Here is an 18677-nt window from a genome sequence, read left to right as displayed (position 1 = left end):
GGTCGTCAGAACTTCATCTCGAGCGTGGCGCGAGCCAGCATGAGCGCGGGGTAAGTGGTCGTGCGCGTGACAAGGCGGTCCGGCTGCATGAAGGCGGTCGCGCCAAGCCCGTCCTGGCGCAGCACGTTCGACAGCGCCACCCGCAGCTGGACCTTGGGGTCGAACTTCCACAGTGCGTACAGGTCCAGGTCGCGGCGCACCGACTGATATGCCGTCTGCTGCTCCGAGACCCGCACCGGCCCGCCGGTGCGCAGCGCGAAGCTGGCCCCGGTGGTGAGCGGGCCGGCCTTGTAGTCGATGCCCAGCGTGGCCGACAGCGGGTTCTGCTGGTCCAGGCGATTGTTCGGGCCCGGCACCGCATCCACGCGCGACCAGTTGCGCGTGACGCTCGCACGCAGGTCGATCGCCGGTGCGCCCGCCATCAGCACCTTGAGCGGCAGCTTGACTTCTGCCTCCAGCGAATGCGTCTCGGCCGTGCCGCCGTTGGACGGCAGCTGCACCCAACGGTCGCCGTCGAGGATGATCATGTTGCGCGTGAAGTCCTGGATATTGCGGCGCGAGGCGCTCAGCGACAGCAGCCCGGCCTCGGCGAAATAGTGTTCGTACGAGGCGTCGAAGCCCAATGCCAGCTCCGGCTTGAGGTTCGGGTTGCCCATCACGTCCGGCTCGGTGGGGCTGTTGTTGACCGAGACGAAGCGGCGCGGCGGCAGGCTCAGGAGATCGGGCGCCTTGTAGGTGCGGGTGACGGCAAAGCGCAACTGGTCCTTGGCGCCGGGGAGCTTGTACAGCGTCTGCAGCAAGGGGCTCAGGACCGACGAATTGGTGTGCACGGTGTCAAAGCCGCTGCCCGACGTGGTGACGCGCACGCCCTCCCAGCGCATGCCCAGGTACAGCGACCAGCGCGGCGTGATGTTCCACTCGTCCTGCACGTAGGTCGCCACGCGCGCCGACTGGCTCACGAAGCGCTCGTCGCTCACGTAGCCGCTGTAGCCGGCGATCGGATAGTCCTCCTGGAGGCGGTGCTCGTTGTGCCGGCCGTAGCCCACGTCCCAGCCGACGCCCAGCGCATGCCCGCCGCCGAGCGGGTCGGTGTACTTTCCGGTCGAGGACAGGTTGTAATCGTGGCCGCGGTTGTCGGTGATACTGTCCAGCACCTGGACACCGTCGCGGTATCCGTAGCGGTGCTGCTCGCTGTAGCCGCCGCCGACCCAGCCGCCGACTTTCACATCCAGCTTGGCGCCGGACGCGAGCTGGTGGGTCCAGTTCAGGTCCGAGCGCAGCATCTCGAAGCCGTTGTGCATCGGCGTGTGCACAGTCGGGACCGGGACGTTCGGCCCGACCTGGGCGGTGGTGCGCGAATCGAGGTCGATGCGCACGCGGTTCACGTTCAAGAAGCTCTGCCAGGTGAGCTGGTCGCCATTGGCCAGCTTCCAGTTCAGGCGCGGGGCCGAGTTCAGCGTCTTGATGTGGTTCCTGTTGACGAAATCGGTGCTGCGCAGCGCGATCGTATTCCCGGCCAGGTCGTAGTCATGCTCGACTGCCGGCGCCGGCCGCTCGGCATCCTGGTACGAGAGATTAAGCGGGAACGACCACGAAAAGCCGTCGGCGCGGTCGGCCAGTTGCAGGTTCACGGACGGATTGGTCACACCGGGGCCGCGGCCCAGGCCCACCTTGAGCTCGCGCTGCGCCCTGCTGACCGATTTCTTCAGCACGATGTTGATGGTGCCCGCCACCGACTGGGTCGAGAACTCGGCGCTGGCCGCGCGCAGCACCTCGATGCGCTCGATCGTGTCGGGCGCGAGCGAATCCATCGAAAAGCCGGCCGGCGCGCGCTCGCCGTTGAGCAGGATCTGGGTGTAGCCGTTGCCCAGGCCGCGCATGCGGATCTCGCCACCGCGCCCGGGCGAGCCGCTCACGGTCACGCCCGGCACGCGCTTGAGCACGTCGGTCACGCTGGTGTCGCCGTACTTGACGATCTCCTCATGCGTGATCACGACCTTGCTGGCCGTGTCGTCGCGGCGCGGGTCGTAGGTATCGGCGGCGCCGCGCACCTCGACTTTCTGCATGCTCGATTCGGCGGTTTTTTCGCTCGTGGCCTTCGGTTGGGTTTCCTGCGCCTGGGCGGCCAGGGCCGTGGCAAGCGAGGCGGCAATGATGGTCAGGCGCAGCGGCGCGCCGCATGCATACGTGGCATGGTGGTACACAGTGATCTCTCCAGTCAGCGTTCGTTTTCAGGATATGCATAACTGGGCTGTCATTGCCGATAGCCGATTCCCGGTCCGGCACAGCAGCCCGTTATAATCCGTATTCCGACTTCCACGCCAAAAGGTTCCCGACCGTGTCCGATCGCATCAAAGTACTGCCGCAATACGTGCTTCCGAAGCAGGCGCTGACCTCCCTTGCCGGCCGCGTGGCCGGCGCCAAAGGCGGGGCGATGACGACAGGGCTGATCCGCTGGTTCGTGGGCAAATATGGCGTGGACATGGCCGAAGCCGAAAACCCGGACATCGCCAGCTACGCCAGCTTCAACGAATTCTTCACCCGGCCGCTGCGCGAAGGCGTGCGCCCGCTGGCCAACGCCGACTTCGTATGCCCGGTGGATGGCGCGATCAGCCAGTTCGGCGCCATCGACGAGCACGAGATCCTGCAGGCCAAGGGCCACAAGTTCACCACCACCCAGCTGGTGGGCGGGGACGCCGCGCTCGCGGCGCAGTTTGCGCATGGCAGCTTCGCCAACCTGTACCTGAGCCCGAAGGACTACCACCGCATCCACATGCCCTGCGACGCTCGCCTGACACGCATGATCTATGTGCCGGGCGCGCTGTTCTCGGTGAACCCGACCACGGCGCGCGGCGTGCCCGGCCTGTTCGCCCGCAACGAGCGCGTGGTGTGCGTGTTCGAGAACGAGCAATGCGGCCCGTTCGTGATGGTGCTGGTGGGCGCGACCATCGTCGGCAGCATGGCCACCGTGTGGCACGGCGTGGTCAACCCGCCGCGCCTGCCGCAGCTGACCGAATGGACCTACGGCGCCGAGCCGCCGGTGGTGCTGCGCAAGGGCGAGGAAATGGGGCGCTTCCTGCTCGGCTCGACGGTGGTCATGCTGTTCAAGAAGGACACCATCGCGTTCAACCCTGGCTGGGCGCCGGAGCGCGCGGTGCGGCTGGGCGAGATGATGGGTAACCGTCCGCGCTGAAACCCGTCGGGTGGGCGAATTCCGCCCACGCGTTCAGCGCAAGCCCGATGGGCCAGGATCGCTTCAATCGGTCCATCATCTTCCGCTGGACGCGTGGGCAGGAGACCTGCCCACCCTACAACGTCATGCGGCAGTCTCGCGCCGGCGCACCTCGTTGCAGCACATCTCTTCCATCAGGTCGAGGAAGGCGCGCGTCTTGGCCGCCATCAGGCGCCGCCCGGGGAACACGGCCCAGCCGGTGTTCGGCGGCAGCTCCCACTCCGGCAGCACACGCACCAGCTCCCCCTTTTCCACGTAAGGCCCGGCAAAGCGCCCCGAGCTGGCCGCAATGCCCGCGCCGCTGCAGGCGATGCGCGCCAGCAGGTCGGGCGAATTGGCGGTCAGGCGCGCCGGCAGCGTGCGCTCCCACACCACTTTGCCGCGCGTGAGCGCCCACGGCACCGGCCCGCCGTTGCGCGACAGGATGCACAGCAGGTCATGTTCGACCAGGTCGTCAGGATGCTCCGGCAAGCCGCGCTGCGAGATGTACGAGGGCGCGGCGTACAGCCCGAAGCGCTCGAACGCGACGCGGCGCGCGTTGAGGGTCGAGTCCTCGGGCAGGTCGCCCATCCGGATCGCAATGTCGAAGTTCTCGGCCAGCAGGTCCACCCGACGCGGCGACAGGTCGAGCTCCAGCGTCACCTCGGGATAACGATCGAGGTAGCGGCTGATCACCTCCACCATGCCCAGGTTGGCAAAGTCGCCCGGCAGCGACACGCGCAGCTTGCCGCTGGGCGCAGCCTGGCGGTGCTGGGCCAGCGCATCCACCGCCTCCACCTCTTCCGCCACCTTGCGCGCATGCTCGAGCAAGCTGGCGCCGAATTCGGTCACCACCAGCTTGCGCGTGGTCCGCTGCAACAGGCGTTCGCCAAGCCGCGCTTCCAGCAGCGAGATGCGGCGCGAGACGGTGGACTTGGGCAGCTCGACGCGCTGCGCCGCCTTGCTGAAGCTGCCAACCTCGACAATCCGGGCGAACAGCACCAGGTCATTCGGTTCGATATCCATATTGTTCCACTGGCTGAATAATGTTATCCATTTTAGCGCCTTCCGGCTCGATTTTGGAATTGATATAGTGCTTTCTATCGAATTCTCACCGAAGAAGGAAGCACAGATGAACATCCTCCAGCTCAACTCCAGCCTGCGCGGCGCACAGTCCGAATCGATCCGCGTGGCCAACTCGATCACCGCCAAGCTCGTCGCCGCCCACCCGGACGCCAAGGTCAAAGTGCGCGACCTGGTGGCCGACAAGCACCCGATCCTTGACGAAGAGACGCTCGGCGCCCTGTTCACGCCCGCCAACCAGCGCACCGCCGAGCAGGCCGCGCGCGTGGCACTGGACGATGCGCTGATCGCCGAAGCACAGGCCGCGGACATCATCGTGATGGGCGCGCCGATGTATAACTTCGCGATGCCGGTGCAGCTCAAGGGCTGGTTCGACGCCGTCTCGCGTGCCGGCGTGACCTTCCGCTACACCGAGGCCGGCCCGGAAGGCCTGCTGAAAAATAAGAAGGTGTACGTGGCCGCGGCGCGCGGCGGCGTGTACCCGAAAGAGTCCGATCCGCAGGTGCCGCAGATCGTCACCCTGCTGAACTTCCTGGGCCTGAAGGACCATACTTTCGTGTATTCTCCGGGCCAGGCAATGGGACCGGACGCAGCAGCCAAGGGCCAGGCAGAAGCCGACGCCGCAGTCGAAGCGCTCGCGTAATCCACCCACCGGCGCCAGGCGGCGCCAATACAAGGAGCACAGCATGACACAACAGTTGAAAGCAGAAAGCGTCACCAAGTCGCGCGGCGTGGAGCGCCTGGTCGGTGGCCAGTTCGTGATGGACGGCGCGGGCGTGAAGATCAACCGCGTGCTGACCGGACCCTTGCAGCGCCGCCTGGACCCGTTCCTGATGCTCGACGCGTTCGGCAGCGACAAGGCGGGCGACTACATCGCCGGCTTCCCGTCGCACCCGCACCGCGGCTTCGAGACCGTGACCTACATGCTCACGGGCCGCATGCGCCACCGCGACAGTGCCGGCAACGAGGGCCTGATCACCAACGGCGGCGTGCAGTGGATGACCGCCGGCCGCGGCGTGGTCCACTCCGAGATGCCGGAGCAGGAGGAAGGCCTGATGGAAGGCTTCCAGCTGTGGCTCAACCTGCCCGCCAAGGACAAGATGACCGAGCCGTGGTACCGCGACATCCCGAACGAGGCGCTGCCGCGCTTTGCGCTCGACACCGGCGCCAGCGTGCAGGTGATCGCCGGGACCACGCATGGCGTCACCGGGGCCGTGGTGCGCGAGGGGACCGAGCCGCTGTACCTCGACGTGCACCTGCCTGCCGGCGCCAGCTTCGACCTGCCGCTGCCGGCCGGGCACAACGCCTTCGTGTACGCGTACCGCGGCGAGCTGGTGGTCGATGGCAAGGCGGTGCCGCAGGCGCGCATGGCGATCCTCGACAACGCCGCCGATGCGGACGGCGTGCGCATCAAGGCCGCGCAGGACAGCCGCTTTCTGGTGATCGCCGGGCGGCCGCTGAAGGAGCCGATCGCGCAATACGGCCCGTTCGTGATGAACACCGAACAGGAGCTGTTCCAGGCAGTCGAGGACTTCCGCGCCGGGCGCTTCGCCTGATGGGTCGGCGCGGGCCGTGCAGCGATGCGCGGCCCGCGCTTACGTTACACTTGTGGCATGCGCCAACTCCGCCACCTGTCGCCATGCCGCTGATCCCCGTCCTGACAAGCCTGCTGGCGCGCGCCAGCCGCGCGCTCGGGTTCGAGACCGTCGACGCGTTCCCGCCCGGGCATGCATACGCACACACGCGCTGGGACCGCGCGTACTTCGACATCGCCTCGGACCTGAAACCCGATGCGATCGAGCGCGCCATGTGCCAGTCGATCGCCAACACCCCGGCAGTATTCGCCCATATCGTCAACCCGACGCCGCGCATGCAGCGTGCCCTGCTCTCGGTCATCGACGAGCGTGCGCGCCGCTCCTGCGGCCAGCCGGGCGAACTGCTCAAGCTGCTGGTCGATGCCTACGCCAGCCCGCACACGATCGAGGCCTTTGCCGGCCTGCGCGCGCTGATCGAACAGACGCAATGGATGGACGACGGGGAGCGCATGCGCCATGTGGCGGCGTTCCTGCGCGAGCGCCGCGAGGCCGACGTGATCGAGTCGGCGCCGAACGTGATTCCCCTGCGCCTTGCGCAGCCAGAATAGAAGGAAAGACTGATGACCGACCAATCGAAATATGTACCTCCCAAGGTATGGGAGAGCGCTGCCTCCGGCGGCACGTTTGCCAACATTAACCGCCCGGTGGCCGGGCCAACCCACGAGCAGGCGCTCCCGGTCGGCGAGCATCCGCTGCAACTGTATTCGCTGGCCACGCCCAACGGCGTGAAGGTGACGATCATGCTCGAAGAGCTGCTCGCGCTCGGGCACAAGGGCGCGGAATACGACGCCTGGCTTATCAAGATCAACGAGGGCATGCAGTTTTCGAGCGGCTTTGTCGAGGCCAACCCGAACTCGAAGATCCCGGCGCTGGTGGACCACAGTGGCGAGGCGCCGCTGCGCGTGTTCGAATCGGGCTCGATCCTGGTGTACCTGGCCGAGAAGTTCGGCGCCTTCCTGCCGACCGAGCTGCGCGCGCGCACCGAAACCTTCAACTGGCTGTTCTGGCAGATGGGCTCGGCGCCCTTCGTCGGCGGCGGCTTCGGGCACTTCTACGCCTACGCCCCCGAAAAATTCGAGTACCCGATCAATCGCTATGCGATGGAGACCAAGCGCCAGCTCGACGTGCTGGACCGCCTGCTGGCCGGACGCCGCTACGTGGCCGGCGACGAGTACACGATCGCGGACATGGCGATCTGGCCGTGGTACGGCGGCATGGTGCGCGGCGAGCTGTATGACGCGGCCGAGTTCCTGTCGGTGCACGAGTACAAGAATGTACGGCGCTGGGCCGACGAGGTCGCGGCGCGTCCGGCGGTGATCCGCGGACGCAAGGTCAACCGCGTGCGCGGCAAGCCGGAGGAACAGGTGCCCGAGCGGCACGACGCGGCCGACCTGGACTGAACGGCGTGGCGCCGGCGCCATCGTGCGCCGGCGAGCGCATGCGTTCGGGGTACCTGGTGGGGCTTTCCCAGATAAAATAGCGAATCCGCTATTTATTTGGAATACCCCGTCATGAGCTCCCCACGCAAGCTGCAGTTTAAATCCGTCAACTACACCGGCCTGGGCCAGGGTCCGCGCGTCATCATCATGGGCGCGACCCACGGCAACGAAACCTGCGGCACCAAGGCCATCCTGCGCGTGATGGAGGAGATCGACAGCGGCAAGCTGCACATCGCGGCCGGCAGCATCACCTTCGTGCCGATCGTCAACCCGCTCGCGTACGCACAGAACACGCGGTCGGGCGAGCGCAACCTGAACCGCGACCTGTTCCCGAAGGCGGATCCGCAGGACTTCGAGGACCACGTGGGCAACTGGCTGTGCCCGCTGCTGGCGCAGCATGAGGTGCTGCTCGACCTGCACTCGTTCAACGCCAAGAACGGCGAGCCGTTCTGCATGGTTGGCCCGCTCAACAACGACGGCCCGCTGGAGCCGTTCCGCCATGCCGAGAAAGAGCGCGCGCTGGCGCGGCGCCTGGGCGTGCGCCGCTTCGTGACCGGCTGGCTGGCGACCTACGGCCAGGGCGTCAAGCGCCGCAGCCGCGGCAATGCGGCGGAGCTGGAAACCGTGCTGCGCTATGGCATGGGCACCACCGAATACATGCGCTCGACGGGCGGCTACGCGCTCACGCTCGAGTGCGGGCAGCACGAGGACCCGACGGCGCCGGAAGTGGCCTACCGCGCGATCGTGAACACCCTCGCCTTCCTCAAGCTCATCGACGCGCCCGAGCCGGCGCCGGTGCCGTTCGAGGAAATGGAAGCGCTGGCGATGGTGGCGGTGCACGACAAGCTCGATGCGAACGACCAGTTCTCGCGCGCGTGGTCGAGTTTCGACCCGGTCGCCGAAGGCGAGCAGATCGGTGTACGGGCGGACGGCACGCCGGTGCTTGCCGAGTTCAGCGGGCGCATCCTGTTCCCGGACACCAATGCCGCGCCGAACCATGAGTGGTATTACCTGACGCGGCCGAATCCCGAGTTCGGGCGCGAGTAAAGAACGCACGCCAGCGGGACCGTAGGGTGGGCGGGTATCCCGCCCACGCGTCCAACTGTCCCATGCGCTATCTGAACGCGTGGGCAGAATCTGCCCACCCTACGAAAAACGTTTGGCTCAAGATGAATTCTGCGGCTGGCGCGCGCCCGCGCGTTCCAGCCGGACCAGGTGCAGGTTGCGCAGGTAGATCAGCACGCCCAGCAGCTGTCCGGCACTGAACACCGGGTCGCGCCGATGCAGCGCGTACACCAGCAGGACCACCGCACCGAGGATGCTGAAGTACCAGAACGATACCGGAATCACACTGCGGTGCTGGCGTTCGCTGACGAACCACTGGATCACGAAGCGCGCCATGAACAGCGCCTGGCCGCCGAACCCGATCACGAGCCACCACAGGTCCTCGTCCATGTCACTCCCCTTTCGACTGGCGCCGCAGCTGCAGCCTGGGCAGCATCTGCAGCATCTCCCACGCCCCCCAGAGCAGGCACACCAGGCCCAGCGTGCGTTGTAACGGCAGCACGGCCGGAATGCCGATATGCCTGCTGAACAGCAACCAGCCCGCGACCACCAGCAGCACCACGCCGGCTGCCAGCCCACCGAGCCCTTCCGTCTTCCAGCCGTAGCGCCCGTACAGGCCCAGCCCGGTCCAGGCCGCCAGCCAGCCGCCCAGCATGCCGCCGAGCAGGTCGAGCGGCCAATGCACGCCGACCATCACCCGCGACAGGCTCACCAGCGTGGCAAGCACCAGCAGCAGCACGCGCAGCAGGTAATGGCGCGCCAGGCCCATGATCCAGATACCGGTGATCGCGAAGATCGCGGCCGCATGGCCCGAGGGGAAGGACACGGCCCGATAGGCTGGCCCGGCCTGGAAGAATTCGCCGGGCGAAAAGACTGCGATCGGACGCGGCACGTTGATGATCTGCTTGACACCCTGCACGTACAGCGTGGCGATCACGGCGGCAATCAAAGCCGCCCAAAAACAGCGGGGCGAGCGCTTGATGCACGGCAGGACCAGGGCCAGCGCGACGGCGCCATCGCCCAGCAGCGTGAGGTTGACCCACAGGTTGTCACCGAGCTGGTGGCCGGCGTGGTTCAGGACCAGGAACAGGCTGTGGTTGCTGCCGGTGGCGGCGACCCAGCCAAACAGCGCGGCGGCGACCAGCGGCGGCGCCCATGCCCATGGCGAACGGGGAAATGTTTTCATCGGGCCTCCTCAACTCTCGATGCGCGCCAGCACCACCCCGCCCTTGCGGTACAGCACCGCAATCTCGCCAAGGCGCGCCAGCTCGTCGCTGCGCGTGAGGACGACTTCACCCTTGCGCAACACATCGGCGCGTGGGGTCACGGCCTGGCGGTAGAAGCTGAAGCTGGGGACGTTGAACTGCCAGGTGCGCACGGGCAAACGCGCGGCGCGCGCGAGCAGCGCGGCTTCCTTGACCGGGCCCTGCTGCAGCGCCGCGATGGCGGGCAGCGCCAGGCCGCCGAACGCGAACGCGCACAACAGGGCGCACCCGGCCAGCCGCGGCCACAGCGGGCTGCGCGGCATCAGCGCCAGCCCGAGCACGCACAGCATCAAGGCCGCGGCGGCGATCTGCCACTCGGCGCCAACGACGTCGGCCTGGCTGAGCATTTCGCGGTAGTAGGGGTTGCGCGCGCGCGGCCCGAAAATGCGCGCCGCGTGCGGCAGCGCGACCACCAGTCCCATCAGCAGCAGCGGTGGCCCGAACGCCAGCCACCGCGACGTCAGCAGGTGCCGGTGCAGCGCCATCAGGATGAACAAGGGTGTGATTCCATAGAGCAGGTAGTGCGGCAGCTTGGTGCCCGCGATGGAAAAGAACAGGAACACGAACAGGAACCAGCACCACAGGAACGTGTCGAGCGGTGTCGCCCGCAATCGCGGCAGCTCGCGCAGCGCGCGCAGGAACAGGCCGGTGTAAGGCAACAGCAGCAGCACCGCCACCGGCACGTAGTACAGCAAGCCGCCGCCGTGGCCCTGGAGCGGCGCCACGAAGCGCTCGACATTGTGACGCAGGAAGAAGCCGTCGATGAAGGCCTGGCCCTGCTCCAGGTATTCGAGCAGATACCACGGACCGGCAACCACCAGCAGGATCAGCCACCCCGCCGGATCGCGCAGCGCCTTCCACCATCGCGCCAGCTGGCCTTGCAGCGTGTATGCCGCAAGGCTTGCCGCGGCGGGCACGAGCAGGGCCACCGGCCCCTTGGTCAACACGCCCAGCGCCATCCACACCCAGGCGCGGCGGCGGTAGCGCACGCGCGCTTCGACCAGGTACCGGTAAATATCGAACATGGCGAGCGCGAGGAACAGGTTGAGCAGCGCGTCTGCGATGGCGCCGCGCCCGATCACGGTGACGCCGAGGGTGGTGGCGGCGATGAACGCGGCCGCGTACCCCGCCGCCTCCCCCGCCAGCCTGCGCGTGAACACGAGCACCGCCACCACCCAGCCGGCGCTGGCCAGCGCGGAAGGCAGACGCAGGGCGAATTCGTCCAGGCCAAACCAGCTCACCGACAGCGCCTGCAGCCAGTAGGTGAGGATCGGCTTGTCGAAGCGCAGCTCGCCATTGAGCCAGGTGGTGACGAAATCGCCGCGCTCGAGCATTTCGCGCGTGGCCTCGCTGAAGGCGCCCTCGTCCACGTCAAACAGCGGAAAGTCGCCAAGGCGGAAGAACAGGCCCAGGTAGAGCGCCAGCGCCACCGCCAGCAACGGCCGCGCCTGCATGGCCGTGCCGCGCGCGGCCGTCCACAGCGCGCGCGCGCCGTTCATGCGCAGGGCGGCGTCGTTTCTCATGCCCCGCTCCCCTCGCCCGGCCCCGGGGCGCCGCCAAGGACTTCGCGCACCAGGTAGGTACGCCTGCCGCTTGATTCGAAATAGGTGCGCGCCAGCATTTCGGTGACGATGCCGGTGCAGATGAATTGCACGCCGATGACGGCCAACAGGATGCCCAACATCAGCAACGGGCGGTTGGCAATATCCTCGCCGTCCATCAGCTTGCGCCAGGCCAGCCAGCCGAGCGTGACCGCACCGCCAAACCCGCACAGCAGGCCAATGCGGCCGAAGAAGTGGCCCGGCGCCGCCCGGTAGCGCGCGAAGAAATACATCGACAGCAGGTCGAGCAGGACGCGGAAGGTGCGCGACAGCCCGTACTTCGACTGGCCGTGCACGCGCGGGAAATGGCTGACCGGCTCTTCCCTGATGCGCTCGGGCGAGGTGACGGTGGCCATCCAGGTGGGGATGAAGCGGTGCATTTCGCCGTACAGCCGCACCTGCCTGATGACCGAGGTCCGGAAGATCTTGAGCGAACAGCCGTAGTCGTGCAGCCGCACGCCGGTGACCGCCACGATCAGCCGGTTGGCGCACCACGACGGCACTTTGCGCACCCACAGATTGTCCTGCCGGTCGCGGCGCCAGCCCACCAGCAGGTCCAGGTCTTCGTCCAGCAGCCGCCGCACCATGCGCACGATGTCATGCGGGTTGTTCTGCAAATCGCCGTCCATCGTGGCGATGATGTTGCCCTCGGCCACGTCGATGCCGGCCTGCATGGCCGCGGTCTGGCCGAAATTGCGCTGCAAAATGACCGCGCCGATGCGATCCGGGCAGAGCGCGACGGCCTCACGGATGCGCGTGGTGGTGCGGTCGCGGCTGCCGTCATCCACCAGGATCAGCTGCCACGGCCAGGGCGAGGCCGCCATCGCGGCCTGCACCTGGGCCACCAGCGGCAGCACGTTGTCCTCCTCGTTGTACATCGGCACCACCAGCGACAGCCGGTCCGGGCCGCTGCGATCCGCCGGCGTGGGATTGCGTAGTGGCATCGGCGCCGGCTGCAGGTCACGCATAGTAGCCCTGGTACCAGCGCACGAAGCGGTCGATGCCGGTGGCAAGCGGCGTGGCCGGCGTCCAGTGGATCGCATGTTCGAGGTCGCGCGTGTCGGCGCAGGTGGCCACCATGTCGGCCCCCGGCATGGGCCGCGCCAGCCGCTCGGCCTTGCGCCCCAGCGCCCGCTCGAGCTCGTCGATGAACCCGGTCAGCTCGACCGGCCGCTGGTTGCCGACGTTGTAGATGCGGTAAGGCGCATAGCTGGTGGCCGGATCGGGATTGGCCGCATCGAACCGGGGGTCGGGTGTGGCCGGATGCGCGGCCAGCCGCGCCACCGACTCCACCACGTCGTCGATGAAAGTGAAGTCGCGCAGCATCTTGCCGCCGTTGTACACCTCGATCGGCCTGCCCTGCACGATCGCGTGCGCGAACAGCATGGGCGCCATGTCCGGCCGCCCCCACGGTCCATACACGGTGAAGAAGCGCAAGCCCGTGGTCGGCAGCCCGTACAGGTGGCTGTAGCTGTGCGCCAGCAGCTCGTCGCTGCGCTTGGTGGCCGCGTACAGGCTCACCGGGTGGTCGGCCGGATGGTGCTCGGAAAACGGCAGTTGCCGGTTGGCGCCGTAGGTGCTGGAACTGCTGGCGTACACCAGGTGCCCCACGCCGTGCCTGCGGCAGCATTCGATGACGTTGCCGAACGCGACCACGTTGTTCATCACGCATTCGTGCGGATGCGTGGCCGAATAGCGCACACCCGTTTGCGCGGCAAGGTGGATCACGCACTCGAACCGCGCGGCCGCAAACAGCTCCTCGACCGCCGGCGCCTGCGCCAGGTCGACGCGGGCGAAGCGAAATTGCGCGTCGGGCAGCAACTGCGCCAGCCGCCCCTCCTTGAGCGCGGGCTCCGCACACGGCCCCATGTGGTCCACGCCGAGCACCGTTTTGCCTTGCGCGAGCAGGTGCCGCGCGACGTGCATACCGATAAAACCAGCCACACCGGTGAGTAAGATCATCGGAAATGTCCAGGGTTGGATTGAAATGGTCAGCGCGCCGCAAGCGCGAATGGCTGCCATCTTCGCCGCGCACGAAAACGCGGCGACGACCCAAATCAAACGAACACTGGATTGCGGTGCGGTGCTTCCCGCCAGGCACAACGAGCAGATGCCTCAGGCAAGACAATGCGCCATTGCGCCGCGGATGCAATACTCAGGCAGGCGTGACCAGCTTGAGGCCGACGATGCCGGCCGCGATCAGCGCAATCGATCCCAAGCGCAGCGCGCCGGCCGGCTCGCCCAGCAGCACCATGCCGGCGATCGCGGTGCCGATGGTGCCGATGCCGGTCCAGACCGCGTATGCCGTGCCAAGCGGCAGCTGGCGCAGCGCAATGCCGAGCATGCCCACGCTGCCCGCCATCGCGACCAGCGTGAACACCGACGGCCACAGGCGCGTGAAGCCGCTGCTGTATTTCAGGCCAACCGCCCAGGCGACCTCCAGCAGGCCCGCGATCAACAGGTAAAACCAGCTCATGCGACACTCCCGGCCCGCGCGCGTCCAGCCGGGCTCGTCAAGAAAAAGAACGGCGCAGTATAGCACCGGGCCACGGCAGATTTTTCAATGCATATGTGTCGTTTATCCGGCCGCGCGGTGCTATTCTTGCCGACAATTTATTTCCCGCTAGAGGATGACCATTTTGAAGAAACTCGCTCCGCGCGCCATCGCGCTCGCCATTGCCGCCGTATTTACTGTTGGCGCCGGCGCCCATGCGGCCCCCACTGCCGCGCGCGCACCGAATCCCTTCCTGTCGCAGGCCGATGCCGCGGCCCGTGCCGCCCGTGTGTCGAACGTGGACTACGTGCTCGATTTCACGCTCACCGGCAAGGAGAGCTTCGCCGCCACCACCACCCTGTCCTTCGACCTGAAGGACACCGGCGCCCCGCTCACGATCGACCTGGACAAGGCCACCATCAAGCGCCTGCTCGTCAACGGCAAGGAAATCAAGCCTGACTACAACCAGTGGTTCGTCACGATCGCGCCGCACGACCTGGCCAAGGGCCGCAACACCGTCACCGTCGACTACGAACGCCTGCACAGCACCAACGGCGAGGGGCTGCACCGCATGGTGGACCCGGTGGACGGCCGCGCCTACACCTACTCGCACTTCGAGCCGGCCGCGGCGCACCAGATGTTCGCCTCGTTCGACCAGCCCGACCTGAAAGGCACCTACCAGCTGAACGTGACCGCGCCGGCGGACTGGACGGTGGTGTCGGCCACGCGCGAAACGCGCATCGAAGACGCAGCCGGTGCCCGCCGCTGGATCTTCCCGAAGACCAAGAAGCTGTCCGCCTACAACTTCTCGCTGCACGCCGGCCCCTACAAGATGTGGGAAGACACCTCGGGCAAATACCCGATGCGCCTGTTCGCGCGCCAGTCGGTGGCCGCGCAGATCAAGCCGGCCGAATGGTTCCGCTACACCAAGGCGGGCCTGGCATTCTTCGACCAGTACTACGGCATTCCCTACCAGTGGGAGAAATACGACCAGATCCTGGTGCCGGACTTCCTGTACGGCGCGATGGAAAACGCCGGCGCGATCACCTTTGCCGAGAACGGCTTCATGTTCAAGGCCGACATGACGGCCGGCCAGCGCCAGACGCTGGCGATGGTCATCATGCATGAAATGGCGCACCAGTGGTTCGGCGACCTGGTGACCATGAAGTGGTGGAACGGCCTGTGGCTGAACGAAAGCTTTGCCGAATTCATGGGCGTGCTCGGCACCGCCGAGGCCACCGAATTCAAGGACGCCTGGCAGGCTTTCTATTCGCAGCGCGAGGCCGGCGCTTACGTGCAGGACCAGAAATCGACCACGCACCCGATCGAGGTGCCGGTCGCCTCGACCCAGAACGCGTTCGACAACATCGACTCCATCACCTACTCGAAAGGCGCGGCCACGCTGATGCAGCTGCGCCACCTGCTGGGCGAAGACGTGTTCCGCAAGGGCGTGCACAACTACCTGGTCAAGTACCAGTACCGCAACGCCACGCTGGACGACTTCATCGGCACGCTGGGCCAGACCGCGCACCGCGACCTGTCGAAATGGACGCGCGAATGGCTGTACCAGCCGGGCGTGAACACCATCGCGGCCAGCTACAGCTGCCAGGGCGGCAAGATCGCTTCGTTCACCATCGACCAGAGCGCCACCAGCCGGTTCCCGACCCTGCGCGAGCAGCGCGTGCAGGTCGGCAGCTTCCGCATGAACGGCGACCAGCTCGAACTGGTCAGGAACGTGGCCGTCACCTACTCGGGCAAGCAGACCCGCGTGAAAGAGCTGGTGGGCAGCGCATGCCCGGACCTGGTCTATCCGAACTACCAGAACTGGGGCTTTGCCAAGGTCCAGCTCGACCAGCGCTCGTTCGCAACCGCGCGCAGCCACCTGGCCGCCGTCAGCGACCCGCTGTTGCGCACCATGCTATGGCAGAGCCTGTGGGATGGCGTGCGCGACGGCAAGTTGCCACTCAACGATTTCCTGTCGGTAGCACTGAACAACGCGCCGCAGGAGAAGGATTACACGCTGCTGGGCGACGTGCTGGGCAAGATCGCCGCCTCGCACGAGTACATCGGCAAGATGGGCCTGACAGGCGCGTGGGCGCAGCAGACCGGCAAGGCGCTCGAGGACATGGCCTGGAACGCCACCGCCGCCGCCCGTGGCGATGACAACTTCCAGCGCCGCTGGTTCGGCCTGTACGTGGACCTGGCTGGCAGCAAGGAAGCGCTGACGCGCCTGGCATCGATGCTCGATGGCGGCACCAAGGTCGAGGGCCTGGACGTGAACCAGGACCTGCGCTGGAAGATCATCCAGCAGCTGAACCGCCACAACTGGCCGGGCAGCACCCAGCTGGTGCAGGCCGAGCTGGTGCGCGACAAGTCCGACGCCGGCCAGGCCGCGGCGCTGGCGGCCACCGTCGCGCGTCCGGACCCGGCCACCAAGGCCGAATGGCTCGCCATCACCGGCGACCTGCAGACCAAGCTGCCGTTCTCCAAGATCCGCACCGCGATGGGCTACCTGTTCCCGGCCGAACAGGTAGACCTGAGCGAGCAGAGCGCGCAAGCGCGGCTGGACAAGCTGCCCGAGATGGACAAGAGCGCCGGCCCGGTGTACATGCGCTCGTACTCGTACAGCATGATCCCGACCGCCTGCACGAGCGCAAGTGTCAAGCGCCTGTCGGAGGCGGCAGCGAAGATGACCGCGCTGTCGGCCGGCACCCGCCGCTCGCTGATCGATGCGCTCGAGGAAGACCAGCGCTGCGTGACGATCAAGAACGCGCTGACGGTGCCCAAGTCCTGAGCGGATGACGGGCCTGCATTACCACGGCGGCGCGAAGCGGCACTGGCCGCTCGTGGTGTCGCTGGCCGTGCACGCGCTGCTGGCCGGGGCGTGGCTGCACTCGGCCAGCCGTCCGCCGGCTGGCGAGCAAGCGCGGCGCGAATTCACGGTGCGGCTGCTGGTCACGCCGCCGGCGCTGCGCGCGCCCGCCCCGCTCCCTTCGCCTGAACGCGACGGCCGGGGCAAGCCCGCCATTGCGGCTGCGGTGAGTGCACGCGCCGCACCCGCCGAAGTACCCGTCAGGGCCGAGCCCGCGCCCATCACGTCCCAGGCGCCGGTGGCGCCTTCTGCCGGGGACATCCTGGCCGCGGCACGGCGCGACGTTGGCAAGATCGACCGCGACCTGCGCGGCAAGAGCGGCGGCACCATGAAGATGCAAGACGGGAACCGGTTCGAGCGCGCGATCGCCGGGGCGCACGTCGACGGTTCGCGTACCGGATCGCTGGAGGAGTACGTCGGGCCGGACGGTGAAGTCCTGTACCGCAAGCGCGTCGGCGACCGCGTGAGCTGCCGGCAGTCGGGCAGTGTCGGCGCGCCGGCGCCGTGGCGCAGCGAAAACGACATCCGCGCCGGCGCCGGCAGCGCCAAGACGCTGGGCATGAGCGGCGAAGCCGGCGAAACGCTGTGCTCGGACATTGCGCGCGACTGGAAAAGGAAATAGGCCGCCGGGCCCCGGCAGGGTGGCAGCGCGTTCCGCGCGCTCGTGTCCCTGATACGGTGCCTGGACGCGTGGGCAGGAGACCTGCCCACCCTGCAAAAACTGCAAAAGCGCGTCAGCGCGGCGCGCCCTGGCACATTTCCGCCACCCGCCGCCACGCTCCCTCGGCCTGGCAGCCCGTCGCCGGCTGCTCGCGCAGCACCTTGGCCAGGTCCGGCTGCGGCGTATCGTTCACCCGCACATTGCGCTGGATCGGCATGCAGCTCACGTCCTGCCACGCGGCCTTGTAACCATGCGGCACAGGCAGCGGCCCGCGCAGCCGCACCGCGGCGGCCTCGCATTGCGCGCGCGTGGCGAACTGCCCGCGCGGCGCGGCGCTTTGCAGGGTGACGTCCAGCCCCTGCTGCAGGTAGAGCATCAAGATCATCGTAAACATCGCATCCTCCCAAAACGCCGTCCGACGCGCACGCCTGCGCTGCATCATGGCCCACCTGCCGTCATCCGATAGCCTGAGCGGACTTTTCGACCTGCACTGAAAGGCCCGTTCATGCTCAAGCTCATCACCTGGAATATCCAGGGCGCCCGCACCCAGGCCGGTGGCGCCAACCTTGACCGCATTATCGCTTGCCTCGACCGTTTCTCCGATTTCGACGTGTTGTGCGTGCAGGAGGTCACGAGCGGCTTTCCCGCGCGCGACGGCAGCGACGCGGGCGACCAGTTCCTGGCGTTGTCGCGCCGGCTGCCGGGCTACACGGGCGTCGAAGGCGTATGGACGGACACCCTCGGCCCCGCCGGCACACGGCGCCGCCTGGGGAGCATGATCTTCTCGCGGCTGCCGGTACTGCAGTGCTTTCGCCACTCCCTGCCCTGGCCGCCCGACCCCGAGGTGATGAGCATGCCGCGCGGCGCGCTGGAAGCAACGCTCCAGGCGCCCGGCGGCCCGCTGCGCGTGACCACCGCCCATCTCGAATATTTTTCGGAGCACCAGCGCATGGTCCAGGTCGAGCGCTTGCGCGAGCTGCACCGTGAGGCGTGGGCGCACGCGGTCGGCGAGCGCCCGGGCGATCCGGGCGGCGGTCCGTTCGCGGCGGTGCCGCGCGCGGCGCCCGCGATCCTGGCTGGCGACTTCAACATGCTGCCGCATTCCGACGAGTACCTGCGCATGCTGGCCTCGTTTGCCGACGGCACGCTGCCCTACCGCGACGCCTGGCAGCTGGCGCACCCCGGCCGCCACCACGCCCCCACCGTGGGACTGCACGCCGACGCGCCGAATGCCAGCCTGCCCTTCACCTTCGACTACATTTTTGTGAGCGCCGACCTGGCCGGGCGCGTGCGCCAGGTGCGGGTGGACGGCAGCGAGGAAGGTTCGGACCACCAGGCGATGCTTCTGGAGTTGGCATGAACCTGCCCTGCACGCACAGAACGGCTCGCGT

Annotated in this window: 18 protein-coding genes; 9 read left to right on the top strand and 9 right to left on the bottom strand. The window is 67.4% G+C overall.

What is annotated here, in order from left to right:
* Nucleotides 1–5: 5 nt before the first annotated feature.
* Entirely contained in the window at nt 6–2204 is a 2199-nt protein-coding gene (locus tag NX773_RS15605; RefSeq protein ID WP_258857243.1) for a TonB-dependent receptor plug domain-containing protein, read from the bottom strand.
* A gap of 134 nt (nt 2205–2338) precedes the next feature.
* Between NX773_RS15605 and asd the strand changes: the two genes are divergently transcribed.
* A complete protein-coding gene (gene asd / locus NX773_RS15600) occupies nt 2339–3193 on the top strand; it encodes an archaetidylserine decarboxylase (RefSeq protein WP_258857242.1) in 855 nt (284 codons plus the stop codon).
* Nucleotides 3194–3316: 123 nt separating this feature from the next.
* Here the strand turns inward: asd and NX773_RS15595 are convergent, their stop codons facing one another.
* A complete protein-coding gene (locus NX773_RS15595) occupies nt 3317–4237 on the bottom strand; it encodes a LysR family transcriptional regulator (RefSeq protein WP_258857241.1) in 921 nt (306 codons plus the stop codon).
* 106 nt (nt 4238–4343) lie between these two features.
* Between NX773_RS15595 and NX773_RS15590 the strand changes: the two genes are divergently transcribed.
* The 5 genes from NX773_RS15590 (at nt 4344) to NX773_RS15570 (ending at nt 8375) form a co-directional block, all read left to right on the top strand.
* Nucleotides 4344–4937 (top strand): FMN-dependent NADH-azoreductase, encoded by a 594-nt coding sequence (locus tag NX773_RS15590; RefSeq protein ID WP_258821722.1) that lies wholly within the window; start codon nt 4344–4346, stop codon nt 4935–4937.
* Nucleotides 4938–4980: 43 nt separating this feature from the next.
* Nucleotides 4981–5850 (top strand): pirin family protein, encoded by an 870-nt coding sequence (locus NX773_RS15585; protein ID WP_258857240.1) that lies wholly within the window; start codon nt 4981–4983, stop codon nt 5848–5850.
* 83 nt (nt 5851–5933) lie between these two features.
* Entirely contained in the window at nt 5934–6437 is a 504-nt protein-coding gene (locus tag NX773_RS15580; RefSeq protein ID WP_258857239.1) for a hypothetical protein, read from the top strand.
* A 12-nt stretch (nt 6438–6449) separates the two neighbouring features.
* Complete coding sequence (gene yghU, locus NX773_RS15575) at nt 6450–7289, top strand: glutathione-dependent disulfide-bond oxidoreductase (protein ID WP_258857238.1); 840 nt, start codon at nt 6450–6452, stop codon at nt 7287–7289.
* A gap of 111 nt (nt 7290–7400) precedes the next feature.
* Nucleotides 7401–8375, top strand: coding sequence for a M14 family metallopeptidase (locus NX773_RS15570; RefSeq protein WP_258857237.1), 975 nt, complete (start codon nt 7401–7403; stop codon nt 8373–8375).
* 117 nt (nt 8376–8492) lie between these two features.
* On the opposite strand, the gene NX773_RS15565 is transcribed toward NX773_RS15570, so the two are convergent.
* The 6 genes from NX773_RS15565 to sugE form a co-directional block, all read right to left on the bottom strand.
* Nucleotides 8493–8783 (bottom strand): lipid-A-disaccharide synthase N-terminal domain-containing protein, encoded by a 291-nt coding sequence (locus NX773_RS15565; RefSeq protein ID WP_258821727.1) that lies wholly within the window; start codon nt 8781–8783, stop codon nt 8493–8495.
* 1 nt (nt 8784) lies between these two features.
* Complete coding sequence (locus NX773_RS15560; RefSeq protein WP_258857236.1) at nt 8785–9579, bottom strand: phosphatase PAP2 family protein; 795 nt, start codon at nt 9577–9579, stop codon at nt 8785–8787.
* 9 nt (nt 9580–9588) lie between these two features.
* Nucleotides 9589–11181: an ArnT family glycosyltransferase gene (locus NX773_RS15555; RefSeq protein ID WP_258857235.1), complete on the bottom strand. Its 1593-nt coding sequence runs from the start codon at nt 11179–11181 to the stop codon at nt 9589–9591.
* Entirely contained in the window at nt 11178–12227 is a 1050-nt protein-coding gene (locus tag NX773_RS15550) for a glycosyltransferase family 2 protein (protein ID WP_258857234.1), read from the bottom strand. The genes NX773_RS15555 and NX773_RS15550 overlap by 4 nt, the downstream gene beginning before the upstream one ends.
* Entirely contained in the window at nt 12220–13221 is a 1002-nt protein-coding gene (locus tag NX773_RS15545; protein ID WP_258857233.1) for an NAD-dependent epimerase/dehydratase family protein, read from the bottom strand. Before NX773_RS15545 ends, NX773_RS15550 begins: the two co-directional genes overlap by 8 nt.
* A gap of 193 nt (nt 13222–13414) precedes the next feature.
* Nucleotides 13415–13735: a quaternary ammonium compound efflux SMR transporter SugE gene (sugE, locus tag NX773_RS15540; RefSeq protein WP_258821732.1), complete on the bottom strand. Its 321-nt coding sequence runs from the start codon at nt 13733–13735 to the stop codon at nt 13415–13417.
* A 163-nt stretch (nt 13736–13898) separates the two neighbouring features.
* On the opposite strand from sugE, the gene pepN reads away from it, so the two are divergent.
* Together pepN and NX773_RS15530 are read left to right on the top strand one after the other, a co-directional pair.
* Complete coding sequence (pepN, locus tag NX773_RS15535; protein WP_258857232.1) at nt 13899–16547, top strand: aminopeptidase N; 2649 nt, start codon at nt 13899–13901, stop codon at nt 16545–16547.
* 4 nt (nt 16548–16551) lie between these two features.
* A complete protein-coding gene (locus NX773_RS15530; protein ID WP_258857231.1) occupies nt 16552–17247 on the top strand; it encodes a hypothetical protein in 696 nt (231 codons plus the stop codon).
* 112 nt (nt 17248–17359) lie between these two features.
* On the opposite strand, the gene NX773_RS15525 is transcribed toward NX773_RS15530, so the two are convergent.
* A complete protein-coding gene (locus tag NX773_RS15525; RefSeq protein WP_258857230.1) occupies nt 17360–17680 on the bottom strand; it encodes a hypothetical protein in 321 nt (106 codons plus the stop codon).
* Nucleotides 17681–17791: 111 nt separating this feature from the next.
* On the opposite strand from NX773_RS15525, the gene NX773_RS15520 reads away from it, so the two are divergent.
* Entirely contained in the window at nt 17792–18646 is an 855-nt protein-coding gene (locus NX773_RS15520; protein ID WP_258857229.1) for an endonuclease/exonuclease/phosphatase family protein, read from the top strand.
* The last annotated feature ends 31 nt before the right edge of the window (nt 18647–18677 follow it).

The sequence above is a fragment of the Massilia solisilvae genome, from assembly GCF_024753215.1.
Classification (GTDB): domain Bacteria; phylum Pseudomonadota; class Gammaproteobacteria; order Burkholderiales; family Burkholderiaceae_D; genus Telluria; species Telluria solisilvae.
Note: the sequence above shows the minus strand (reverse complement) of the source record. Positions and strands in the feature narration are given on the sequence as shown.